This is a genomic window from Cupriavidus alkaliphilus, from assembly GCF_014191175.1.
GTDB lineage: Bacteria > Pseudomonadota > Gammaproteobacteria > Burkholderiales > Burkholderiaceae > Cupriavidus > Cupriavidus alkaliphilus.
In genome coordinates this window covers 419,931-440,236 of sequence record NZ_JACHWE010000002.1, presented here as the reverse complement: position 1 = coordinate 440,236, position 20,306 = coordinate 419,931, and the positions used below count along the sequence as shown (strand labels likewise).

General features: G+C 68.2%; 19 protein-coding genes. 11 read left to right on the top strand and 8 right to left on the bottom strand.

Features of this window, described 5'->3' with window-relative positions:
* Positions 1–31: 31 nt before the first annotated feature.
* A complete protein-coding gene (locus tag FHX60_RS08585) occupies positions 32–490 on the bottom strand; it encodes an HU family DNA-binding protein (RefSeq protein ID WP_092317021.1) in 459 nt (152 codons plus the stop codon).
* 347 nt (positions 491–837) lie between these two features.
* Here FHX60_RS08585 and FHX60_RS08580 point away from each other — a divergent pair, with 347 nt between their 5' ends.
* Genes FHX60_RS08580 through FHX60_RS08570 form a run of 3 tightly spaced genes read left to right on the top strand, consistent with a single transcriptional unit; the run spans position 838 to position 3,238 of the window.
* Entirely contained in the window at positions 838–1,188 is a 351-nt protein-coding gene (locus tag FHX60_RS08580) for a PepSY domain-containing protein (protein WP_092317024.1), read from the top strand.
* Between the two features lie 16 nt (positions 1,189–1,204).
* Positions 1,205–1,879: a response regulator transcription factor gene (locus tag FHX60_RS08575; RefSeq protein ID WP_112777142.1), complete on the top strand. Its 675-nt coding sequence runs from the start codon at positions 1,205–1,207 to the stop codon at positions 1,877–1,879.
* The gene (locus FHX60_RS08570) at positions 1,880–3,238 is read left to right on the top strand and encodes a sensor histidine kinase (RefSeq protein WP_183283076.1); all 1,359 of its coding nucleotides are present in this window, start codon (positions 1,880–1,882) and stop codon (positions 3,236–3,238) included.
* On the opposite strand, the gene FHX60_RS08565 is transcribed toward FHX60_RS08570, so the two are convergent.
* The gene (locus FHX60_RS08565; RefSeq protein ID WP_092317033.1) at positions 3,239–3,736 is read right to left on the bottom strand and encodes an Mpo1 family 2-hydroxy fatty acid dioxygenase; all 498 of its coding nucleotides are present in this window, start codon (positions 3,734–3,736) and stop codon (positions 3,239–3,241) included.
* Positions 3,737–3,949: 213 nt separating this feature from the next.
* Between FHX60_RS08565 and FHX60_RS08560 the strand changes: the two genes are divergently transcribed.
* The 5 genes from FHX60_RS08560 to FHX60_RS08540 all read left to right on the top strand — a co-directional run bounded on the left by FHX60_RS08560 (position 3,950) and on the right by FHX60_RS08540 (position 9,273).
* Positions 3,950–4,639: a Crp/Fnr family transcriptional regulator gene (locus FHX60_RS08560; protein ID WP_112777210.1), complete on the top strand. Its 690-nt coding sequence runs from the start codon at positions 3,950–3,952 to the stop codon at positions 4,637–4,639.
* Between the two features lie 27 nt (positions 4,640–4,666).
* The gene (locus FHX60_RS08555; protein ID WP_183283075.1) at positions 4,667–5,533 is read left to right on the top strand and encodes an arylamine N-acetyltransferase family protein; all 867 of its coding nucleotides are present in this window, start codon (positions 4,667–4,669) and stop codon (positions 5,531–5,533) included.
* Positions 5,534–5,770: 237 nt separating this feature from the next.
* On the top strand, positions 5,771–6,535 hold the full coding sequence (locus FHX60_RS08550) for an SDR family oxidoreductase (protein WP_018004600.1): 765 nt from the start codon (positions 5,771–5,773) through the stop codon (positions 6,533–6,535).
* Between the two features lie 97 nt (positions 6,536–6,632).
* Positions 6,633–8,381, top strand: a complete 1,749-nt coding sequence (locus tag FHX60_RS08545) for a class I adenylate-forming enzyme family protein (RefSeq protein WP_183283074.1) — start codon at positions 6,633–6,635, stop codon at positions 8,379–8,381.
* Between the two features lie 49 nt (positions 8,382–8,430).
* Positions 8,431–9,273 carry an acid phosphatase gene (locus tag FHX60_RS08540; protein ID WP_375790530.1) on the top strand — a complete coding sequence of 281 codons (843 nt, stop codon included), beginning with the start codon at positions 8,431–8,433 and terminating at the stop codon, positions 9,271–9,273.
* Between the two features lie 25 nt (positions 9,274–9,298).
* On the opposite strand, the gene FHX60_RS08535 is transcribed toward FHX60_RS08540, so the two are convergent.
* From FHX60_RS08535 to FHX60_RS08525, 3 genes are all read right to left on the bottom strand, one after another.
* Entirely contained in the window at positions 9,299–9,781 is a 483-nt protein-coding gene (locus FHX60_RS08535; protein WP_116298332.1) for a CreA family protein, read from the bottom strand.
* 21 nt (positions 9,782–9,802) lie between these two features.
* Positions 9,803–10,288, bottom strand: coding sequence for an acyl-CoA thioesterase (locus tag FHX60_RS08530; protein ID WP_012355963.1), 486 nt, complete (start codon positions 10,286–10,288; stop codon positions 9,803–9,805).
* A gap of 146 nt (positions 10,289–10,434) precedes the next feature.
* Positions 10,435–10,716 (bottom strand): HU family DNA-binding protein, encoded by a 282-nt coding sequence (locus FHX60_RS08525; protein WP_010814166.1) that lies wholly within the window; start codon positions 10,714–10,716, stop codon positions 10,435–10,437.
* 508 nt (positions 10,717–11,224) lie between these two features.
* Here FHX60_RS08525 and FHX60_RS08520 point away from each other — a divergent pair.
* Entirely contained in the window at positions 11,225–12,427 is a 1,203-nt protein-coding gene (locus FHX60_RS08520) for an ammonium transporter (RefSeq protein ID WP_183283073.1), read from the top strand.
* Between the two features lie 214 nt (positions 12,428–12,641).
* On the top strand, positions 12,642–13,511 hold the full coding sequence (locus tag FHX60_RS08515) for a mechanosensitive ion channel family protein (RefSeq protein WP_092317051.1): 870 nt from the start codon (positions 12,642–12,644) through the stop codon (positions 13,509–13,511).
* Positions 13,512–13,528: 17 nt separating this feature from the next.
* On the opposite strand, the gene FHX60_RS08510 is transcribed toward FHX60_RS08515, so the two are convergent.
* Entirely contained in the window at positions 13,529–14,752 is a 1,224-nt protein-coding gene (locus FHX60_RS08510) for a Bcr/CflA family multidrug efflux MFS transporter (RefSeq protein WP_183283072.1), read from the bottom strand.
* A 404-nt stretch (positions 14,753–15,156) separates the two neighbouring features.
* Here FHX60_RS08510 and FHX60_RS08505 point away from each other — a divergent pair, with 404 nt between their 5' ends.
* On the top strand, positions 15,157–15,744 hold the full coding sequence (locus FHX60_RS08505) for a hypothetical protein (protein WP_092317057.1): 588 nt from the start codon (positions 15,157–15,159) through the stop codon (positions 15,742–15,744).
* A gap of 68 nt (positions 15,745–15,812) precedes the next feature.
* Here the strand turns inward: FHX60_RS08505 and mdoH are convergent, their stop codons facing one another.
* On the bottom strand, positions 15,813–18,437 hold the full coding sequence (mdoH, locus tag FHX60_RS08500; RefSeq protein WP_112777134.1) for a glucans biosynthesis glucosyltransferase MdoH: 2,625 nt from the start codon (positions 18,435–18,437) through the stop codon (positions 15,813–15,815).
* Positions 18,410–19,999, bottom strand: a complete 1,590-nt coding sequence (locus tag FHX60_RS08495; RefSeq protein ID WP_260163772.1) for a glucan biosynthesis protein G — start codon at positions 19,997–19,999, stop codon at positions 18,410–18,412. The genes mdoH and FHX60_RS08495 overlap by 28 nt, the downstream gene beginning before the upstream one ends.
* Between the last annotated feature and the right edge of the window lie 307 nt (positions 20,000–20,306).

Here is a 20,306-nt window from a genome sequence, read left to right as displayed (position 1 = left end):
GCTCCTTTTCTTTCTGGACAACTGGCGCAGATCAGGCTGCGGCGTCCTTCAGCTTCTTCAGCGGACGGACCTTGACCTTGACGCTGGCCGGCTTGGCCGGGAACCAACGCTCTTCACCGGTGAACGGGTCCTTGCCGAAGCGCTTCTTCTTGGCCGGCACTTGCTGCGCCGTGACCTTCAGCAGGCCGGGCAGCGTGAACTCGCCCGCGCCCTTCTTGTTCAGCGCGCTGACGATGGTGTTTTCCAGGTGGGCCAGCACCGTCTTCACGGTCTTGGCTTCCAGTTCCGTCTGGGCTACCAGGTGAGCGACCAGGCTCGACTTGTTGAAGGTGTCCTTCAGCGGGCGCGCAACGGGCGCAGCGGCGGGAGCAGCCTTCTTGGCCGGCGTGGCCTTCTTGGCGGCAGCCTTCACGGGTGCCTTGGTTGCCGCAGCCTTCTTGGCGGCGGGCTTGGTTGCAGTCTTCGCGGTCGGTTTCGCTTTGGTCGCCATATCGATATTCGTAAGTTGAACAGATGGATGCCGGCAGGTGTTATGCATTGCTGCTGAGCGTTGCGCAATCGCCTGATCGACGCCCACTGAATCATAGCGGAAAGTGCCGTAAGTCAAGGGGTTTTCATGCATGCGACACGCAAAACCCGGTGAAAACCCCGGGTTTTGTCGCGGCTTTGCCTCAGTGCAAGCGCGAAAACGGCCTACGTCCCCCCGTTTTGGCGTGCGCGGCCGCAGCGCCAAGCCTCGCGAGCAACGCTGCGCGCGCCTCCGCACGCTACCGTTCGCGCTCGCGCGGAGCGCTCCGTTCAGCCTGCATTCAGCTGTTTTGATGCAAACTACGAGCCATGACCCCTTGTTTCCAGGCCCTTCTGCGCCCGCGCGCGCTGGTGGCCGCCGCGCTGCTGGCACTGGCGGCGGTCCCCGCCGCGCACGCCGACAAGGATGCCGATCGCGCGCGCGCCGCGGTGCAGTCCGGCGAAATCCTGCCGTTGTCGCGCATTCTCGAGACCGTCTCGCGCCAGTACGCCGGCGACGTCATCGGCGTCGAACTCGATCACGACGACGGCATCTGGCAGTACGAGGTCAAGCTGCTGCTGCCCGGCGGCTCGGTGGCCAAGCTCGAATACGATGCGCGCACCGCCGTCCTGCTCAAGGCCAAGGGGCGGGGGCTGGAAGGCGCGCGCCGCAAACCCTGACCCGGCAGAGACAACCATGCGCATCCTGCTGGTCGAAGATGAAACCGCCCTTGCCGCGCAGGTCCGTGCAAGCCTGGCCGACGCCGGCTATGCCGTCGACACGGCCGCCGATGGCCTGGACGCCTGGCACCTGGGCGCCGAAGAACCTTACGACGCGGTCATCCTCGATCTGGGCCTGCCGCGGCTGGACGGACTCTCGGTGCTGCGCCGCTGGCGCGCCGCGCAGGTCAACGCGCCGGTGCTGATCCTGACCGCGCGCGACAGCTGGACCGAGAAGGTCGAAGGCATCGATGCCGGCGCCGACGACTACCTGGCCAAGCCCTTCCGCATGGAAGAGCTGCTGGCGCGCATCCGGGCGCTGATCCGGCGCGCCCACGGCATGCCCGCGCCGGAACTGCAGTGCGGCCCGGTGCGGATGAATCCCCGCGCCGGCACGGTCAGCGTGGACGGCGCGCCGGTGGTGCTGACCGCCCATGAATTCCGCGTGCTTGACTACCTGATGCACCACCCCGGCGCGATCGTCAGCAAGACCGCGCTGACCGAGCACATCTACGCGCAGGACTTCGACCGCGACAGCAATACCATCGAGGTCTTTGTCGGCCGCCTGCGGCGCAAGCTCGGCGTCGATGTCATCGAAACCGTGCGCGGCCAGGGCTATCGGCTGCGCCCGCCGGCGCAGGCTCGCGCCTAGATGCCGGTGCGCCTGCGTCGCTCGCTTGCGCTGCGCCTGCTGGCGGTGGCGGCGATCTGGCTCGCCGCGGCGCTGGGGGTCAGCGGCTGGCTGCTGTCGGCCCTGTTCGAGCGGCACGTCAACCAGACCTATGTGCGCCAGCTCGAGCACCAGCTCGCCAGCCTGGCCGCGGCGCTGGACTGGAACGCCGAGGGCAGGCTGGTCCTCCACCGCAGTCCCGCCGATCCCCGCTACGAACTGCCCTATTCCGGCGCCTACTGGCAGGCGCGGGCCCCCGGCGCGCTGCTGCGCTCGCGCTCGCTGTGGGATACGGAGATGCCGGCGAAGGCGCTGCGCCGTCTGCCCGCTGCCGCGGACGCATCGGATGGAATCGCCGAGGTGCGCTCCGGTCCCAACCAGCAGTCGCTGCTGGTGGTGTCGCGGCAACTGGTGCTGGCGTCGGCCGATACCCCGGTGGAAATCTCGGTGGCGCTGGACCGCACCGAACTGCGCGCCGCGCGCCGCAGCTTCAACCAGACGCTGGCGTGGTCACTGACGGCGCTGGGACTAGGGCTGATGCTCGCGGTGGCGGCGCAGGTGCGGTTCGGGCTGGCGCCGCTGGCACGGCTGCGGCGCGCGCTCGGCACCATGCAGGCGCGGCGCGAGGCGAGCCTGGGCGGCGCGTGGCCCGCCGAGGTCGAACCGCTGGTGACCGAAATCAATGCCCTGCTGGCACGCAATGCGCAAGCGCTGGAACGCTCGCGCCGCCAGGCCGCCGACCTGGCCCATGCGGTCAAGACCCCGCTGGCGGTGCTGGCTAACGAGGCAGCGGCGTTGCCCGGCACCGCGGCGCAGGCCGTCTCGGGCCAGGTCGAAGCGATGCGGCGCCAGGTGGACCGGCACCTCGCGCGCGCCCGTGCCGCCGGCGCGGCCGCGGCCCGCGGCGAGCGCATCGACGCCGCCCCCGCCGTGCGCGAGCTGACGCGCGCGCTGGCGCGGCTGCATCGTGAGCGGGCCCTGGAGCTGACGGTCCGCGGTGGCGGGCATTTCGCCGGCGACCGCCAGGACCTGGTCGAGATGCTGGGCAACCTGCTCGACAACGCGTGCCAGTGGGCGCGCATGCGCGTGCGCGTCACGCTGCGCGAGGACGCTGGCGTGCTGGAAATCCTGGTCGAGGACGATGGCGCGGGCATGCCGCCCGAAGCGCAGGCGCTGGCGACCGCGCGCTTTGGCCGGCTCGACGAGGCCGCCACCGGCAGCGGCCTGGGCCTGGCCATCGTCACGGAAATCGCCGCCTTGTATGACGGCAGCCTGGCGCTGGCATCGAGCCAGCTGGGCGGTCTGGCGGCCCGTTTGCGGCTGCCGGCGGGGCAGCCCTGATCAGTGCGCGCGGGCGGCCATGGCGTCGCGCGTATCGCGCGCCAGGCCCAGTGCAAAGGCCGTTTCGGCGACCAGGAACAGCGGGCCGATCAGCAGCCCGACCAGGTCGTCGACGAAGGCGGGCTTGCGCCCCTCGTAATAGTGGCCGATGAACTGGATCACCCATCCCACCACGAACAGGCCTATGCCGATCGCGAGCCACCAGGCCGTCGGCATCGCAGCGATATGCGCGCCAGCGTAGAGGAACACCGCGAGGATCAGCGCCATGGCCACGCCGAAGCCCAGCGACAGGCGCAGGTAGAACAGGCACGACAGGATATACAGCAGCATGGCCGGCGTCAGCACGGCGTTGCCGTCGCCCAGTGCCAGCGCCGGCCGCGCCAGCAGCGTGGTCACGGCCAGCACGATCATCGGGATGCCGATGAAATGCGTGAAGACGTTGCGCGGATCGCGATGGTAGGCGGCGTAGTTGGCGAGATGTTCGATCAGGGTTTTCACGGGGGCGTCTCCTGGACTGCGCTATGGTGCGCGCGCGGCGGGCGCGAGGTGGATTTATAGTAGTGGGCGCGCACCGGCCGGTCTGTCAGGTTTTTGACATTCCGCCAGGTGCCCGGAATGGAGAGCGGCATGCGGCTGGCGAGCCCGCCACACCCCGCTCTCCTCGCCCCACACGACGCCAAAACGCACCTCCCAGACCCAATGTCCAGCCAGATGTTGCCATGCAGCGATCCGCTCGCCGCGGTACGCGCGGGTGCGTGGTTCAGCCAGTTGCCGCCGGCGCTGCGGCAGGCGTTGCTGGACGACGGCAGCTTGCGCCGGCTGGTCGCCGGCGAGACCCTGTTTGCGCGCGGCGACCGCTTCGATGGCCTGTATTGTGTCGCCAGCGGCACCATGCAGATCCACGCCAGCGGCGAATCCGGCAAGGCCGCGGTGCTGGGCCTGCTCGAACCCGGCACCTGGTTCGGCGAGATCTGCCTGTTCGACGGCCTGCCGCGCACCCATGACGCGCGTGCGGCCAGCGCCGCCACGCTGTGGCATGTGCCGCGCACCGCGCTGGCGCAGCGCCTCGCGCAGCAGCCGGCATGGTGGCAGGCGTTCGGGCAACTGCTGGCGGCCAAGACCCGCGAGGCCTTCCACTACGTCGAGGAAGCGCAGCTGCTGCCGCCGCCGGCACGCGTCGCGCGCCGGCTGGCGGCGATCGCGCATGGCTACGGCAACCTGCCGGACGGCAGTGCCACGCGGCGGGTGCGCATTGCGCAAGAGCAGCTGGCGCAGATGCTGGGCCTGTCGCGCCAGACCGTGAACCACGCGCTGCGCGAGCTGGAAGCGCACGGCCTGCTGCGTCTCCAATATGGCGGCATCGAACTGCTCGACCTGCCCGCGCTGGAAACGCTCAACTGACCGCACCGTACCGGAGCCCCATACACCATGACTATCCTGGACGCCGCCCAACTTGACGCCTGGCTGGCGCGCCTCGGCATCGCCGCGCCACCCTCGCCGACGCTGCAGGCGCTGGACGCGGTGCTGGCCGCGCACCTGGCCAGCATTCCGTTCGAGAACGTGGACCCGCTGCTGCGGCGCCCGGTGCGCATCGACCTCGATGCCGTGTTCGACAAGCTGGTCACGCGCCGGCGCGGCGGCTACTGCTTTGAACTCAATACGCTGCTCAGCGCCGGGCTGGGTGCGCTGGGCTACGAGGTGACGCCGCTGGCCGCGCGCGTGCGCTGGGGCGTGCCGGACGACGTGCCGACCATGACCTCGCACATGCTGCTGCGCGTGGAAGTGGCGCACCGCAGCTATGTGGTCGATGTGGGCTTCGGCGGCCCCACGCCGTTCCGCGCGATGCCGCTGTCCGAACCGGCCGACGATGGCTTTCCCTACCGGCTTGCGTCCTCCCCGGCGCAAGCCGCCGCCAGCGCATTCCACAGCTACGACCTGCAGGCACGCGGCGATGCAGGCTGGATCCCGGTCTACCGGTTCGACCTGACGCCGCAGCCGCCGATCGATTTCGTCGCGCGCAACTGGTATGTCTCGACGCACCCGGAGAGCGTCTTCCTGCAGCGCTTGATGGCCGCGCGCACCGATGCCGGTACGCGTGTGACGCTGGCCAATGGGGAACTGGCCGAGCGCGCCCCGGACGGCAGCGTGCGCCGCACGCACCTGCAGCATGCCGACGCCGTGGTGCAGGCCCTGTCGGCGCGCTTCGGCATCGTGCTGGACGACGAGTTGCGCCAGGGCCTGATGGCTGCGCTGCCTGACTTGCTGGCGCCTGCGACGGCATCCGCCGGCAGCTGAATCGCAGCGGCTTCGCCCTGCAGCATCGGCTCCATGCACCGCGCGCATTGCCGGCAGAAAGATTGCTGATAAGGCCTGTAACCGCCACCCGGCGCTGTGGACGCGGCCATGGCCGCGCCACATAATGTCCCGGCGATGCCGCCTGCGGGCGCGTCTGCAGGACAACAGCGCGGCACCCCGCCGCCAGCACAAGCCGGCCAGCATCGCTGACGCCGGCGCAGCCATACAGGAGACTCCATGTCATTGTTCGATCTGACGGGCAAGGTTGCCATCGTCACGGGCTCTTCGCGCGGCATCGGCCGCGCCATCGCCGAGCAGATGGCCGTACAGGGCGCCAAGGTCGTGATTTCCTCGCGCAAGGCCGAGGCCTGCCAGGAAGTGGTGGATGCGATCAACGCCCGCCACGGCGCCGGCACCGCGATCGCCGTCCCGGCCAACATCTCTTCGAAGGACGACCTGCAGCGCCTGGTCGACGAGACCAACCGCGCCTTCGGCAAGATCGACGTGCTGGTCTGCAATGCCGCGTCCAACCCCTACTACGGGCCGATGAGCGGCGTGTCGGACGACCAGTTCCGCAAGGTGCTGGACAACAACGTCATCTCCAACCATTGGCTGATCCAGATGGTGGCGCCGCAGATGATCGACCGCAAGGATGGCTCGATCATCATCGTGTCGTCGATCGGCGGCCTGCGCGGCTCGCCCACCATCGGCGTCTACAACATTTCCAAGGCCGCCGACTTCCAGTTGGCGCGCAACCTCGCGGTCGAGTTCGGGCCGCACAATGTGCGCGTGAACTGCATCGCGCCGGGACTGATCAAGACCGACTTCGCGCGCGCGCTGTGGGAAGATCCCGAGCGCTACAAGCAGTCCACCCAGGGCGCCCCGCTGCGCCGCATCGGCGAACCCATCGAGATCGCCGGCGCGGCCGTGTTCCTGGCCTCCGCGGCCAGCACCTTCATGACCGGCCAGGCCATGGTGGTGGACGGCGGCGTGACCATCTGAGCCTTTGACGCAAGCGTTGCCAGGCGGCCGGCGCTGATTGCGCCGGCCGCCTTCCTGCATTTCCCTCAACCTGCAGTGCAGTTCCGGGAGGCAGTCCATGTCGAGCAATCCGCAGTCGGCCGGCACCTGGCCGGTCATGTCGCTGGCCGAGGCTCACGCCCGCCTGACCGCGCCGGGCGCGCCGTTCGAAACCGAGACGCGCGTGATCCGCGGCATCCCCACCACCGTCTGGAAGAACGCGCCGCCCACACTGCGTGAGCTGCTGCTGGCCACGCGCGCGTTTGCCGAACGCACCTTCGTGGTGTACGAAGACGAGCGCGTCTCCTACGATGCGTTCCTGCGCGCCGCCATCGCCATGGCCCACACGTTGGTGCGCGACGGCGTGCGCAAGGGCGACCGCGTGGCGCTGGCCATGCGCAACCTGCCCGAATGGCCGGTGGCGTTCTACGGCGCGCTGCTGACCGGCGCCATCGTGACCCCGCTCAATGCGTGGTGGACCGGCCAGGAGCTGGAATATGGCCTCGCCGATTCCGGCAGCCGAGTCGCCATCGTCGATGCGGAGCGACTCGACCGCATCCTCGAACACCTGCCCGGCTGTCCGGCGCTGGAACGCATCTACGTCGCGCGCGCTGGCGCCGCACCGGCCGGCCCGCGCGTGACGGCGCTGGAAAGCGTGATCGGCCCTTCGGCGAACTGGGCGGCGCTGCCGGAGCAGGCGCCGCCTGCGGTCGACATCGACCCCGACGACGACGCCACCATCTTCTACACCTCCGGCACCACCGGCAAGCCCAAGGGCGCGCTCGGCACGCACCGCAACTCCACCTCGGTGGCGGTGGCCGGCGGCTTCAGTCCGCTGCGCAACCTGCTGCGCCGCGGCGAGCCGATCCCTGCACCCGATCCGGCCGCGCCGCAGAAATCGATGCTGCTGGCGGTGCCGTTCTTCCACGTCACCGGCTGCATGGCGGTGCTCAACGGCGCCATCGCCACCGGCGGCAAGATCGTGCTGCTGCACCGCTGGGATGCGCTGCGCGGCATGGAGCTGATCGAACGCGAGCGCTGCACCGCGGCCGGCGGCGTGCCGACCATCGCGTGGCAGATCCTCGAGCATCCAGAGCGCGCCCGCTTCGACCTGTCGTCGCTCGAGAACATCAACTACGGCGGCGCGCCGGCCTCGCCCGAGCTGGTCCGGCGCATCCGCGAAGTCTTCCCCATGGCCGCGCCGGGCATAGGCTGGGGCATGACCGAAACCTCGTCCACCTTCACCAGCCACAGCGCCGAAGAGTACGTGATGCGCCCGGACAGCAGCGGCCCGGCGCTGCCGATCGGCGAAATGAAGGTAGTCGACGGCCGCGGGCAGGCGCTGCCGCCGGGGGAAACCGGCGAACTGATGGCGCGCGGCGCCAATGTCGTGCGCGGCTACTGGAACAAGCCCGAGGCCACCGCCCAGACCTTTGTCGATGGCTGGCTGCGCACCGGCGACATTGCGCGGCTGGATGACGAGGGCTACGTCTACATCGTCGACCGGATGAAGGACATGCTGATCCGCGGCGGCGAGAACATTTACTGCATCGAAGTGGAAAGCGCGCTGTACGAGCATCCCGCGGTCATGGACGCCTCGGTGGTAGGGCTGCCGCACCGGACCCTGGGCGAGGAGCCGGCCGCCGTGGTCAGCCTCAAGCCGGGCATGCACGCGAGCGAAGCCGAGCTGCAGGATTTCGTGCGCGAGCGACTGGCAGCATTCAAGGTGCCGGTGCGTATCCTGATTTACCACGAGATGCTGCCGCGCAATGCCAATGGCAAGATCATGAAATCGAACCTGCGCAAGCTGTTCGACGCCGCCGCGTAAGCCAGTGCGGCGCGACCGCCTCGATCCGATCCCTCACCAGGAAAACAAATTGACGGACCAAGCCAAGCCGGATTCCTCCCTTTCCCACCCCGTGCGGATGCTTGGCGCGGCAGCGCTGGCCGCGCTGCTGGCCGGCTGCGCCGCCGGTGGCACCAACCTGGCCGCGGTGCCGGAGCTGCGTCCCGGGGTGCCGGCCGGCTACCTCGCCGCCGATGCGCGTCCCGACAGCCTGAAGCTGCTGCCCGCGCCGCCGGCGCCGGGCTCGGCCGCGCTGGCGCTGGACGAGGACTCCGCGCGCCAGGCCGGTCCGCTGCGCGGTTCGCCACGCTGGCAACTGGCGTCCGACGATGCCGTGCTGACGTTCCCGCAGGCCGCCAGCACCTTCTCCTGCGCGCTGGGGGTGCCCGTCAGCGAGAAAGACACGCCATACCTGAACATGCTGCTGCGCCGCAGCCTGGTCGATGCCGGCCTGTCCACGTACAAGGCCAAGGACCATTACAAGCGCACCCGCCCGTTCGTGGCCACCAAGACCGCGATGTGCACGCAGGCCGAGGCCGCCAAGCTGGAGAAGGATGGCTCCTACCCGTCCGGCCACAGCGCCATCGGCTGGGCCTGGGCGCTGATCCTGACCGAGATCGAGCCGGCGCGCACCAATGAACTGCTGGCGCGCGGCCAGGCCTTCGGGCAAAGCCGCGTGGTGTGCAACGTGCACTGGCAGAGCGATGTCAACGCTGGCCGCACCATGGCGGCGGCCACGGTGGCACGGCTGCATGCCGATCCCACCTTCCGTGCCGACCTGGAACGGGCCCGCAGTGAAGTGGCTGCCGCGCGCGCCGCGGGTGCGCGGCCATCGCGCGATTGCCAGGCGGAGACCGCGGCGCTGGCGCCCTGATTCCGAGGTGTAAGGCCGACCCGGGTTACTTCACCGGAATCACCGTGCCGGCCGGCACCGGCACGGCGGTCACGCTGTTCTGCGGGCTGCCGCTGACGATGCGGTCCGAATACGTCAGGTAGACCAGCGTATTGCGCTTGCGGTCGACCGCGCGCACCACGTGCAGCGCCTTGAACAGGATCGACATGCGCTCGGAAAAGACATTGTCCTGCTGCTTGATCGGCGCCTTGAAGCCGATCGGCCCCACCTGCCGGCACGCGATCGAGGCCTCGGGCGGGTCTTCCGCCATGCCAAGCTGGCCCTTGATGCCGCCGGTGCGGGCGCGCGACACGTAGCAGGTAATGCCGTCCACCTGCGGGTCGTCATAGGCTTCGATCACGACCTTGTCGGAGCCGGTCATGCGGAAATTGGTGCTGACGCTGCCGATCTCCTCGGCACTGGCACCCGCGGCGGCGGCCACGCAGCTGGCGGCCAGCAGGGTGCGAACGATTCGGTGGTAGCACTTCATGGTATCGCTGGGCATCGGCAGTCAGTTCACCGACGACTTGATGTCGCCGTGGCGCTTTTCCATTTCCTGGCGCAGCGCGCGGCGCTGCTGCGCGGCGGCAAAGCGCTGGCGCTCGACCTCGTCGCGCGGCTCCAGCGGCGGCACCTCGGCGGGGGTGCCGTTGTCGTCCACCGCCACCATGGTGAAGTAGCAGCTGTTGGTATGGCGCACCAGCTTGCTGCGGATGTTCTCGGTCACCACCTTGATGCCGATCTCCATCGAACTGCGGCCGGTGTAGTTGACCGATGCCAGGAAGGTCACCAGCTCGCCAACGTGGATGGGCTGGCGGAACACCACCTGGTCCACCGACAGCGTGACCACGTAGCGGCCGGCGTAGCGGCTGGCGCAGGCATACGCCACCATGTCCAGGTACTTGAGGATGGTGCCGCCGTGGACGTTGCCGGAGAAGTTGGCCATGTCCGGCGTCATCAGCACGGTCATGGAAAGCTGGTGGGACAGGTCATTCATGATGCGGGATACGAAGATTGCGGGGGCGGGATTGCCGGCTGCGGGCGCCGGCAGTTTAACCCGGATCGCCGCGCCGTTGCCGGCGGGCGCGGCGCATAAAAAAAGCGGCCTGCCAGGCCGCTTCTTTCGCTATGGACGCAAACTGCTTACTTTTTCTTGTTCACGGCGTCCTTGAAACCCTGGCCTGCCGAGAACTTGACCGTCTTGGCGGCCGGAATCTTGATGGTTTCGCCGGTGCGCGGATTGCGGCCGGTACGGGCAGCGCGCTTGCCGGCGCTGAAGCTGCCAAAACCCACCAGCGTTACAGAATCGCCCTTTGCCACTGCCTTCTTGATACTGTCCAGCGCTGCGTTGAGCGCACGCTCGGCGGCGGCATTGCTCAATTCTGCTTCCGCGGCGATGGCCGATACCAGTTCACCTTTATTCATGGCTGATTTCCCTTGTTGGTCGTCGTCACCGATGTGCGTGCCTCGCGGCAGGCCATCGATCGGCGCAGTCTAATCTGCCCGTCGCGCGTTGAGCAATCCCCAGTGGCACCAATGCGACAAAAAAACCCGCAAATCCTTGCTTGAGGCCGGTTAGCGGGCAATTTCCACTGCTGTTCGCGCTTGCCAGGCGCCGCATTTTACCGGGCCGCAGCCGCGCCGGGACCGGGCGCCCGAAATCGCGCCCTCAAAGCTAAACAGCATAGGACAGATTCCCTCAAATGGGGCGACGCACCATAACGGATCGCCCGCCGCACCTTGCCGGCGCCATTCTGGCGCGGGGCGCCCCGCTGGCGGCAGCGTCCCGACGGCGGCGGCTCCCACGGAATCGGGCCACGTGCGGCATGCCGGTGCGGGGTTTTACCCGGCACGGTGCAAGCGGCACCAGGATGCAGCCGTTTGTGGAACGCTTTTTGCATACTGGTGCGCCCATTTTGAGCATGAGGTCACTATGGACAACTGGAAGACCGGCACCGACGCGCTGTTTATCCTGCTCGGCGCCATCATGGTGCTGGCCATGCACGCCGGCTTTGCGTTCCTCGAACTCGGCACGGTGCGCAAGAAGAACCAGGTCAATGCGCTGGTAAAGATCCTGGTGGATTTCGCGGTCTCCACCATCGCTTATTTCTTTATCGGCTACACCATTGCCTATGGGGTGCAGTTCTTTTCCGGCGCCGAAACGCTGGCCCAGAAGAACGGTTATGAACTGGTCAAGTTCTTTTTCCTGGCGACCTTTGCCGCGGCGATTCCGGCGATTATCTCCGGCGGTATTGCCGAACGCTCCCGCTTTAATCCCCAGCTGGTCGCCACCTTCGTGCTGGTGGGTTTTGTCTACCCGTTTTTCGAGGGCATGGTATGGAACCAGCGCTTCGGCGTGCAGGACTGGATCGCGCGCGTGACCGGCGCGCCGTTCCACGACTTTGCCGGTTCGGTGGTGGTGCATGCGCTGGGCGGCTGGATTGCCCTGCCGGCGGTGCTGCTGCTGGGCGCGCGCCGCGGCCGCTACCAGAAGGATGGCCGCATCAGCGCGCATCCGCCCTCGAACATCCCGTTCCTGGCGCTGGGCGCCTGGATTCTGGCGGTGGGCTGGTTCGGCTTCAACGTGATGAGCGCGCAGACCGTCGACAAGATCAGCGGCCTGGTGGCGATCAATTCGCTGATGGCGATGGCCGGCGGCACGCTGGCCGCCTGGCTGGCCGGACGCAACGATCCGGGCTTCGTCTACAACGGGCCGCTGGCCGGCCTGGTGGCGGTATGCGCGGGCTCGGACCTGATGCATCCGTTGGGCGCGCTGGTCACCGGCGCCGTGGCGGGCGCGCTGTTCGTCTATATGTTCACGCTGGCGCAAAACAAATGGCATATCGACGACGTGCTGGGCGTGTGGCCGCTGCACGGGCTGTGCGGCGCCTGGGGCGGCATCGCCGCGGGCATCTTCGGCGCGAAGGCGCTGGGAGGCCTTGGCGGGGTGTCGCTCGGCGCGCAGTTGCTCGGCACCTTGCTGGGCATCGTGGTGGCGCTGGCCGGCGGCACGCTGGTCTATGGCACGCTGAAGCGGCTGGTGGGCATCCGCCTCGACGCCGAGGGCGAGTTCAACGGCGCCGACCTGACGCTGCACCGGATTTCCGCCACCCCCGAGCGCGAAACCAACTGGTAATACCCGCCAGCGCCTTTCCGATCTAAACAGACGGGCCGTGCAAGGCGGCTTGTCTTAACAATTATTTGCTTGCACTTCCACGCACGGCCTCTCAATAATTGCCGTGCCCGGGAATTGCGCGCAACGCGCAGGGGCTCGCACGCCGCAGCCGGCTGGTTCGGGGGATGTTGGGCCGGCGGCTGGCCGGTTACACCAACACGAAAGGAATACGCCGATGGACGCCTCTACCTTCGACAACCTCAAGACCCTGGTGGTCTCCTACGCCACCGAATTCGGCGTCAAGATCCTGGCGGCCCTCGCCTTCTGGGTCATTGGCCGCTGGCTGATCCATTTTGTCGTGCGCATGGTGCAGAATGCGCTCGGCAAGCAGAAGGTCGACCCCACGCTGCTGCGCTATGTCGGCTCCATCGTCACCGTGACGCTGAACGTGGTGCTGGTGATCGGCATCCTCGGCTTCTTCGGCATCCAGACCACCACCTTTGCCGCGCTGATCGCCGCCGCCGGCGTGGCCATCGGCATGGCCTGGTCGGGGCTGATGGCAAACTTCGCCGCCGGCGCCTTCCTGGTGGTACTGCGCCCGTTCAAGGTGGGGGACTTCGTCACCATCGGCGGCGTGACCGGAACGGTGCGCGAAATCGGCCTGTTCGCCACCACGCTGGATACGCCGGACAATGTCCAGACCGTGATCGGCAACAACAAGATCTTCAGCGACACCATCCAGAATTTCACCGCCAATGCGTTCCGGCGCGTGGAACTGAAAGCGCAGCTGGCCGGCAGCACCGACGTGGCCGACGCCGTGGCGCTGCTGAAGAGCCGCATCGCGGCGATCCCCAACGTGCTGGCCGAGCCGCCGGTCGACGTCGAAATCCTCGAGTTCACGCTGGTCGGCCCGGTGCTGGCGGTGCGGCCCTATTGCCATAACGACCATTACTGGCAAGTCTATTTCGACACCAACCGCGTCATCCGCGAATGCTTTGGCCAGGCCGGCTACGCCGCGCCGATGCCGGCGCACATGGTGGTGGTGCAGCAGGCCGGGGTACCGCACGCCGCCGCGGAGCAAGCCGCGGCACAGCAGGCCGCCTGAACTGGCGCGGCGCGGCTTCAGCGGGCGCTCGGGCGCGCGTGTGCGCCTGAACGCCCGTAATGTCGCATCAGCACCGCGCCGGCGCCGCAGGCCGCCATCACCACGCCCAGCGGCAGCGCGCTGCCGTCGCGCCATACGCTGACCGCGGCGCCGCCGAGCGTGCCGAGCGAAAACTGCAACGTCCCCATCAGCGCCGAAGCCGTGCCGGCGCGATGCCCCTGGTGCGCCAGCGCCAGCGCCGAGGCGTTCGGCGAGACGCAGCCCAGCGCACCGATAAACACGAAGAACCCGCCCAGCAGCACCGGCAGCACCGCCATGCCCGCCAGCGCGGCCAGTGCCAGCACCAGCCCCGCGGCCAGCGCCGCCAGCAGCGTGGCCCCCAGCACCTGGTCGAGCGAGCGCCCGCGCACCAGCCGGGCATTGAGCTGCGACATCGTGATCAGCCCGAGCGCATTGGCGCCGAACACAAAGCCATAGTGCGACGGCGCGATGCCGTGCAGTTCGATCAGCACGAAGGGCGAGCCCGAGATATACGCAAACATGCCCGCCGAGCCGAAGCCGGCCGACAGCGAATAACCCAGGAACTCGCGGTCGCGCAGCAGTTCCGCGTAGCTGCGGGCCACGGTGCCGAGCCGCAGCGGCGCCGCCTGGCCGCGGTCCAGCGATTCCTCCATGCGCAGGTGGACCAGCAGCAGGATCAGCAGGCCGGCCCCCGCCAGCACCCAGAAGATGGCGCGCCAGCCCGATACGGTCAGCACCGCGCCGCCGATGATCGGTGCCAGGATCGGCGCAACCCCCATCACCAGCATCAGCGAGGAAAACGCCCGCGCCGATTCATGCGCCTCGAGCCGGTCGCGGATCACCGCCCGGGCCATGACCATGCCGGCACAGCCCCCCAGCGCCTGCAGGAAGCGCCAAAGCATCAGCGATTCCACGTTGCGCGCCAGCGCGCAGCCCACCGCGGCGATGATGTAAAGACATAGCCCGACATAGAGCGGCGGCTTGCGCCCGAAGCGGTCGCTGAAGGGACCATAGAAGGCCTGTCCGAGCGCCAGCCCGACCAGGAAGGTGCCGAGGGTCAGCTGGACCTGGCCGATGTCGACGCCCAGGTCGCCGGCCAGTGTCGGGAAACTCGGCAGGTACATGTCGATCGACAGCGGCGCGATCGCCATCAGCGAGCCGCAGATCAGCAGCCAGGCAGGGAAACGCGGCGTCGACGCGGCGCTTGGGGGATGAGGCATGGAGGACAGTATCCGAGGGCAATGGCGGGGGCGATGGCGCTGCCCTGCGCGACCGAGCGGCCGGGGCAGCCCCCGGGGAAAGACGCAATTGTTGCACAACATAACCAACGCAGCCGCGGACCCGGCGACGTTGGCACGCGGCCGTTGGCGCAGCATGACCGCCCTGCTGCATTGCGTCGCCGAAGTCGGGTCCGGCAAAGCTGGCAAAGCTGGCAGGTTTGGTGAATAGTGGTGTCAGGCCCCGTTGTTCATGGGCATGGCATGGCGGCAACGCTACGACGCTTGCAGGGTGCGACTTTCATGCGTGCCGGCGTGGAGGGTACAATGCCAGCCTGTCGGCGTAAGACTCGCCGTCGGCCTCGCAGAGAGGGACGACAGTACAGGTCCCCGCAACATTAGCCTGCATGAGAATACGACAAACGCCGCTTTCCGCTTCGCTGGGCACCGCCGCTTTCGCGGTCGTGCTGCTGCTGCCGCTGCCCCAGACGGCCAAGGCGGCGCCGGCGCAGTTGCGCAATGCCAGCGTCCCGTTGCTGGTTCCCGCGGCCGATGAAGCCGACCCCGTGGCGCGCATGCTCAAGGGCGCGGCCACCGGCCAGAATACCGGCGCCGCCGGCGTGCCCGAACTGCTGCGCAACGCCACCCGCCCTGACAACGTGCTGGCGCGCGCCTGCCGCCAGCTCAACGATGCCCTGCCGATCGAGATCGACGGCGAAACCCGCCTGCGCCGCTGCCAGTCGGTTCCGGGCAAACACGTCTTGTTCCAACTGGAACTGACCAACTACCGCGGGCCGATGCTGGACCTGGCCAGCTTCGAGGTCAACTACGCCGCGCCGCTGCAGCGCAATATCTGCGCGAACCGCGATGTCGAGATCCTGACCAAGCTGGGCGTCAGCATGTTGTTCCGCTACATGACGCGCAAGGACCGCGGCGAGCGCCGCATCGGCGACGTCTATATCAACGGCCCGATCTGCAGCGCTGCGTTGCGCTGACCTGCGCGCCGGTGCCAACAAAAACGGCCCGCTGATGCGGGCCGTTTTTTTGTTTCAGGCAACACGCCTTAAGCGGCGCGGGGGCGCAGCGGCACCACGTTGGCGGCGCGCCGCACCAGCATGCGCGTGTCCTTCCAGCCCGCGTCGGCCAGCGGCGAGCCCCATACCAGTTCATGCAGGCGCGCCAGCGCGAACGGGTTGCCCAGCAGCACGTGCTTCTGCGCCGGCGTAAGCGCGCGCGGCCCGTGCGTCAGCGCATGCTCGACCAGGCTCTCGTGGCGCTTGCGTGCCGATTCCGGCTGCACCACGCGCGGCGTCGCGGTGGCGCACATTAGCGCGTTGGTGACCGGGTCCACCACGGCGTCGACGAAGTTCGGGGTTTCGGCGGCATTTTCGACATGCTGCTGGGTTTCGACGATCTCGCGCGGAACCAGCGTTTCTTCCGGGATCATGAACAGCCCGGCGTTGCGCGAAGCGCGGCCCAGCGAAACCCGCGACAGCATCACCGACAGCGGGATCGACAGCGCCAGCGAGCCGACGATCGGCAGCAGCCACAGCACATAGGACGGGTTCAGCCAGTACACCAGCCCGCCCCACGCCAGCCCCAGCGCGGTATGCCAGCCGTGGCGGCGGAAGGCTTCGCCCCAGGTGGTCTCGGCATCTTCACGCGGCGGCGATTTCCACGAGATGCCCCAGCCGCTGTACGCCGCGATCACGAACTTGGTATGGAACAGCATGCGCGTGGGCGCCAGCAGCGCGGACAGCAGCACCTCGATCAGCATGCTGGCAAAGAGCTGCACCGCGCCGCCGTAGCGCCGCGCCTGCTTCATCAGCAGCGCCACGCTGGCAAGCTTGGGCAGGAACAGCAGCGTCGCCGTGGCCGAGAACAGCGCCAGCGCCTTTTCCGGATGCCACTCGGGCCAGGTCGGGAACAACTGGTATTGCTGCGTGAAGTATTCCGGCGGCACCAGCGCGTGCTTGGCCAGCATCGCCGTCGACAGCAGCAGGAACAGCAGCCACAGCGGCGCCGACAGGTACGCCATGATCCCGGTCAGGAACACCGCGCGGTGCACCACGTGGAAGCCCTGCTTGAGCCACAGCCGGAAGTTCATCAGGTTGCCCTGGCACCAGCGGCGGTCGCGCTTGACCTCGTCGAGCAGGTTGGGCGGCAGTTCTTCGTACGAGCCCTCGAGGTCGTAGGCAATCCACACGCCCCAGCCGGCACGGCGCATCAGTGCGGCCTCGACAAAGTCGTGCGACAGGATCTCGCCCGACAGCGGGCCGCGGCCCGGCAGCGGCGCCAGCGCGCAGTGCTCGATGAACGGCTTGACGCGGATGATGGCGTTGTGGCCCCAGTAGTGCGACTCGCCCAGTTGCCAGTAGTGCAGCCCGGCGGTGAACAGCGGCCCGTACACGCGCGTGGCGAACTGCTGCACGCGTGCATACAGCGTTTCGCGGCCCACCGCCAGCGGCGCGGTCTGGATGATGCCGGCACCCGGGTTGGCTTCCATCAGCCGCACCAGCGTGGCCAGGCAGTCGCCGCTCATCACGCTGTCGGCGTCGAGCACCACCATGTAGCGGTACTTGCTGCCCCAGCGGCGGCAGAAATCGGCCACGTTGCCGGTCTTGCGCTTGACGCGATGGCGGCGCCAGCGATAGAAGATGCGGCCGAAGCCGCCGACCGCGCGGCACAGTTCCATCCAGGCATCGTGCTCGGCGGTGCGCAGGTCCGGATTGCCGCTGTCCGACAGCACGATGAAATCGAAGTTGGACAGGTGCGGGGTGCGCGACAGCGATTCATAGGTGGCGCGCAAGCCCGCGAAGACGCGCGTGACGTCTTCATTGCAGATCGGCATGATGATCGCGGTGCGGGCCTCGGCCGCTATCGGCGCGTCGGGCCGGTCTGGCACCGCCGAGCGCGAGATCAGATGCTTGTCGCCGCCCTTGGCCAGCACCAGGAAGCCCATCATCGCGGTCCAGAAGCCGGCCGACACCCAGGAGAACAGGATGGCGAACAGCACCAGGATGGCAATCTCGAGCGGATCGGTGCCGTGGTACGGCAGCACGTTGGTCATGAAGTACGTGGCCAGCACGGTCTGGACGGCGACCAGTGCCAGCAGCACCCAGCGCCGGTGCGAGCCGGCGGGATGCCATTTGCCTTCGGCGTCGGGGCCGTCGTGCAGCGTGTCCCAGGTCTCGGGCACCGGGGGGCGCCCAAGCATGCGGCGCCACGTGTTGCGCAGCCAGCCGGTGACGATATGCGGCGGCCACTGGCGCGGCACCATCGAGCTGCGCTCGGGCGCGGGGCCGGTGTCGGCCTTCACGGTGCCGTCTTCGCGCCGGTGCAGCAGCGGCGCGCCGCCGACCTGCGGATTGCCGTAGGCCATGGCGAAACGCCGCTGCACCGAGGCGTAGGCGCTGCTGCCGTGCGCCGGCGGCGCTTCCTTGCCGGCCAGGCGCGACTGCAGGCGCGTGATCGCCTCCTGCGCGTCGCGGCCGTCGGCGGTGACCGGGATCACCGGCGTCACCGAAGCCAGCGGCGTGGCGGGAGCCGCCGCGGCGGCCATGCCGGCGCTGTCGGCCAGCAGTTCGCTGCGCACTTCAGGCGATACGGGCAGGCGGTCGAGATAGCGCTCGCATGCCGCCGCCTGGGCCGGTCGCTGCTTTAGGCGGGGGGTAAGATGTAGCTCCACGTCTCGGACAGGGTTGTATTGCCGTTGCGAAGATAGCCGCGCAACTCTACCGGCTTGGTTTCGTCCTTGCGGCGCATCAGCATCGTCATGCGCCAGCCGCCGGTCGCGTCATTGCGCTGCACCGACGTCTTCAACAGCTCGCCGTTGGCATCGGCCGAAACCACCGGGTCGATGCGCACGTCCGCCGGCAGCCTGCGGAAGGCCGGGCCTTCGAAGTCCACCACCAGCGAAAAGCTCGTGTCCTCCTTGCTGCGGCTCTGGCCCTGGCCCAGGCGGGTCTGGGTCACCCACGACAGCGGCGGCTCTTGCTCGCCGTCCTTCTGCCACAGCAGGCGGTATTCGTAGTCGAAGGCTTGCTTCGGCTTGGGCGGGTTGTCGGGCACCCAGTACGCGACGATGTTGTCATTGGTCTCGTCCGGCGTCGGGATCTGCACCAGCTCCACCCGGCCCGAGCCCCAGTTGCCGCGAGGCTGCACCCAGCCGCTGGGCCGGCGCTCATACCACGCGCCGATCTCCTGGTAGCTGTTGAAGCTGCGGTCGCGCTGCATCAGCCCGAAGCCCTGCGGATTGGTCGCGGCGAACGACGTCACCAGCAGCCGCTTGGGATTGACCAGCGGACGCCAGACCCACTCGCCGGTGCCCAGGTGGATCGACAGGCCGTCCGAGTCGTGCACCTCGGGGCGGAAATCCTGCGCCGGCGCCGGCTGGTTCTCGCCGAACAGGTACATGCTGGTCAGCGGCGCGAGGCCAAGCTTGGTCACGTTCTCGCGCAGGTAGAGGCGCGACTTGACCTCCATCGCGGTCTCCGCGCCGGGCTTGATGGTGAAGCGATACGCTCCGCTCATGCGGCGCGAATCCATCAGCGCATAGATGGTGATTTCCTTGGCATTGACGCCGGGGCGCTCGATCCAGTATTCGACGAAACGCGGGAATTCCTCGCCCGAGTTGAGCGCGGTATCCACCGCCAGGCCGCGTGCCGAGAGCCCGTACCACTGGTCCCTGCCGAGCGCGCGGAAGTAGCTGGCGCCGAGGAACGACGCAAGTTCGTCCTTGCGCTTGCCCTGGTTCAGCGGATACAGGATGCGGAAGCCGGCGTAGCCCAGCCCTTTCAGCTTGGCGGCATCGACCTTGTGCGGGCCGTAGTTGAACGCGGAGGGGTCGAAGCGGAATTCCCGCACGTTGTTGCCCACCACTTCATGGATGCGCACGGGCTGGTCGAACACCATGCCCTCGTGGAAGAACGACAGCTCGAACGGCGAACGCGTGCCGCGCCAGGCGAAGCGCTCGGGCTTGTACTCGATCTCGCGGTAGCGCTCGTAGGTCAGCTCGCGCAGCTCGCGCGGCAGGTTCTGTGCCGGCGCCTTGTAAGGCGACGCCGCCAGCTGGCGCGCGCGCGCGGCGACGGTGTCGAAGTCGAACGCATGGGCCGCGATCGCGCACAGTGCCAGCGCCCCGCCGCCGAGCCAGGCCGCGATCCGCGCTCCGGCGCGGCGGCGCGCCCCCGGCCCGGCAGCGGGCAAGGTAAACGGTACGGCTATTCGTGGCGTGGCGATCTGTGACATGTATGCCAGGGTGAGCGGTTGAATCGGAGTGGCCGGCATCGGCGGCCTGAACGATGAAGGACACGGCAAGAGATGAGGCCGGCGCCGAGTGGCGAGGCCCTGGCGCGGGGCAGTCTGCCCGCGGGGCACCGTGTCCGGGTTGTTGCGATGCGCAATAAACCATAGCAATTCGAGACGCAGAAGTCACGTTTCGATCACGCAAGGTTTGAAACAAAATGTTGGCCAAGTTGCCCGAAAGCCGCTCCACGCATGGCTTTGCGGGCGATGAGGTCACATCGCCGCGAGCCTCGGCGCGGTCAGCCTCGAT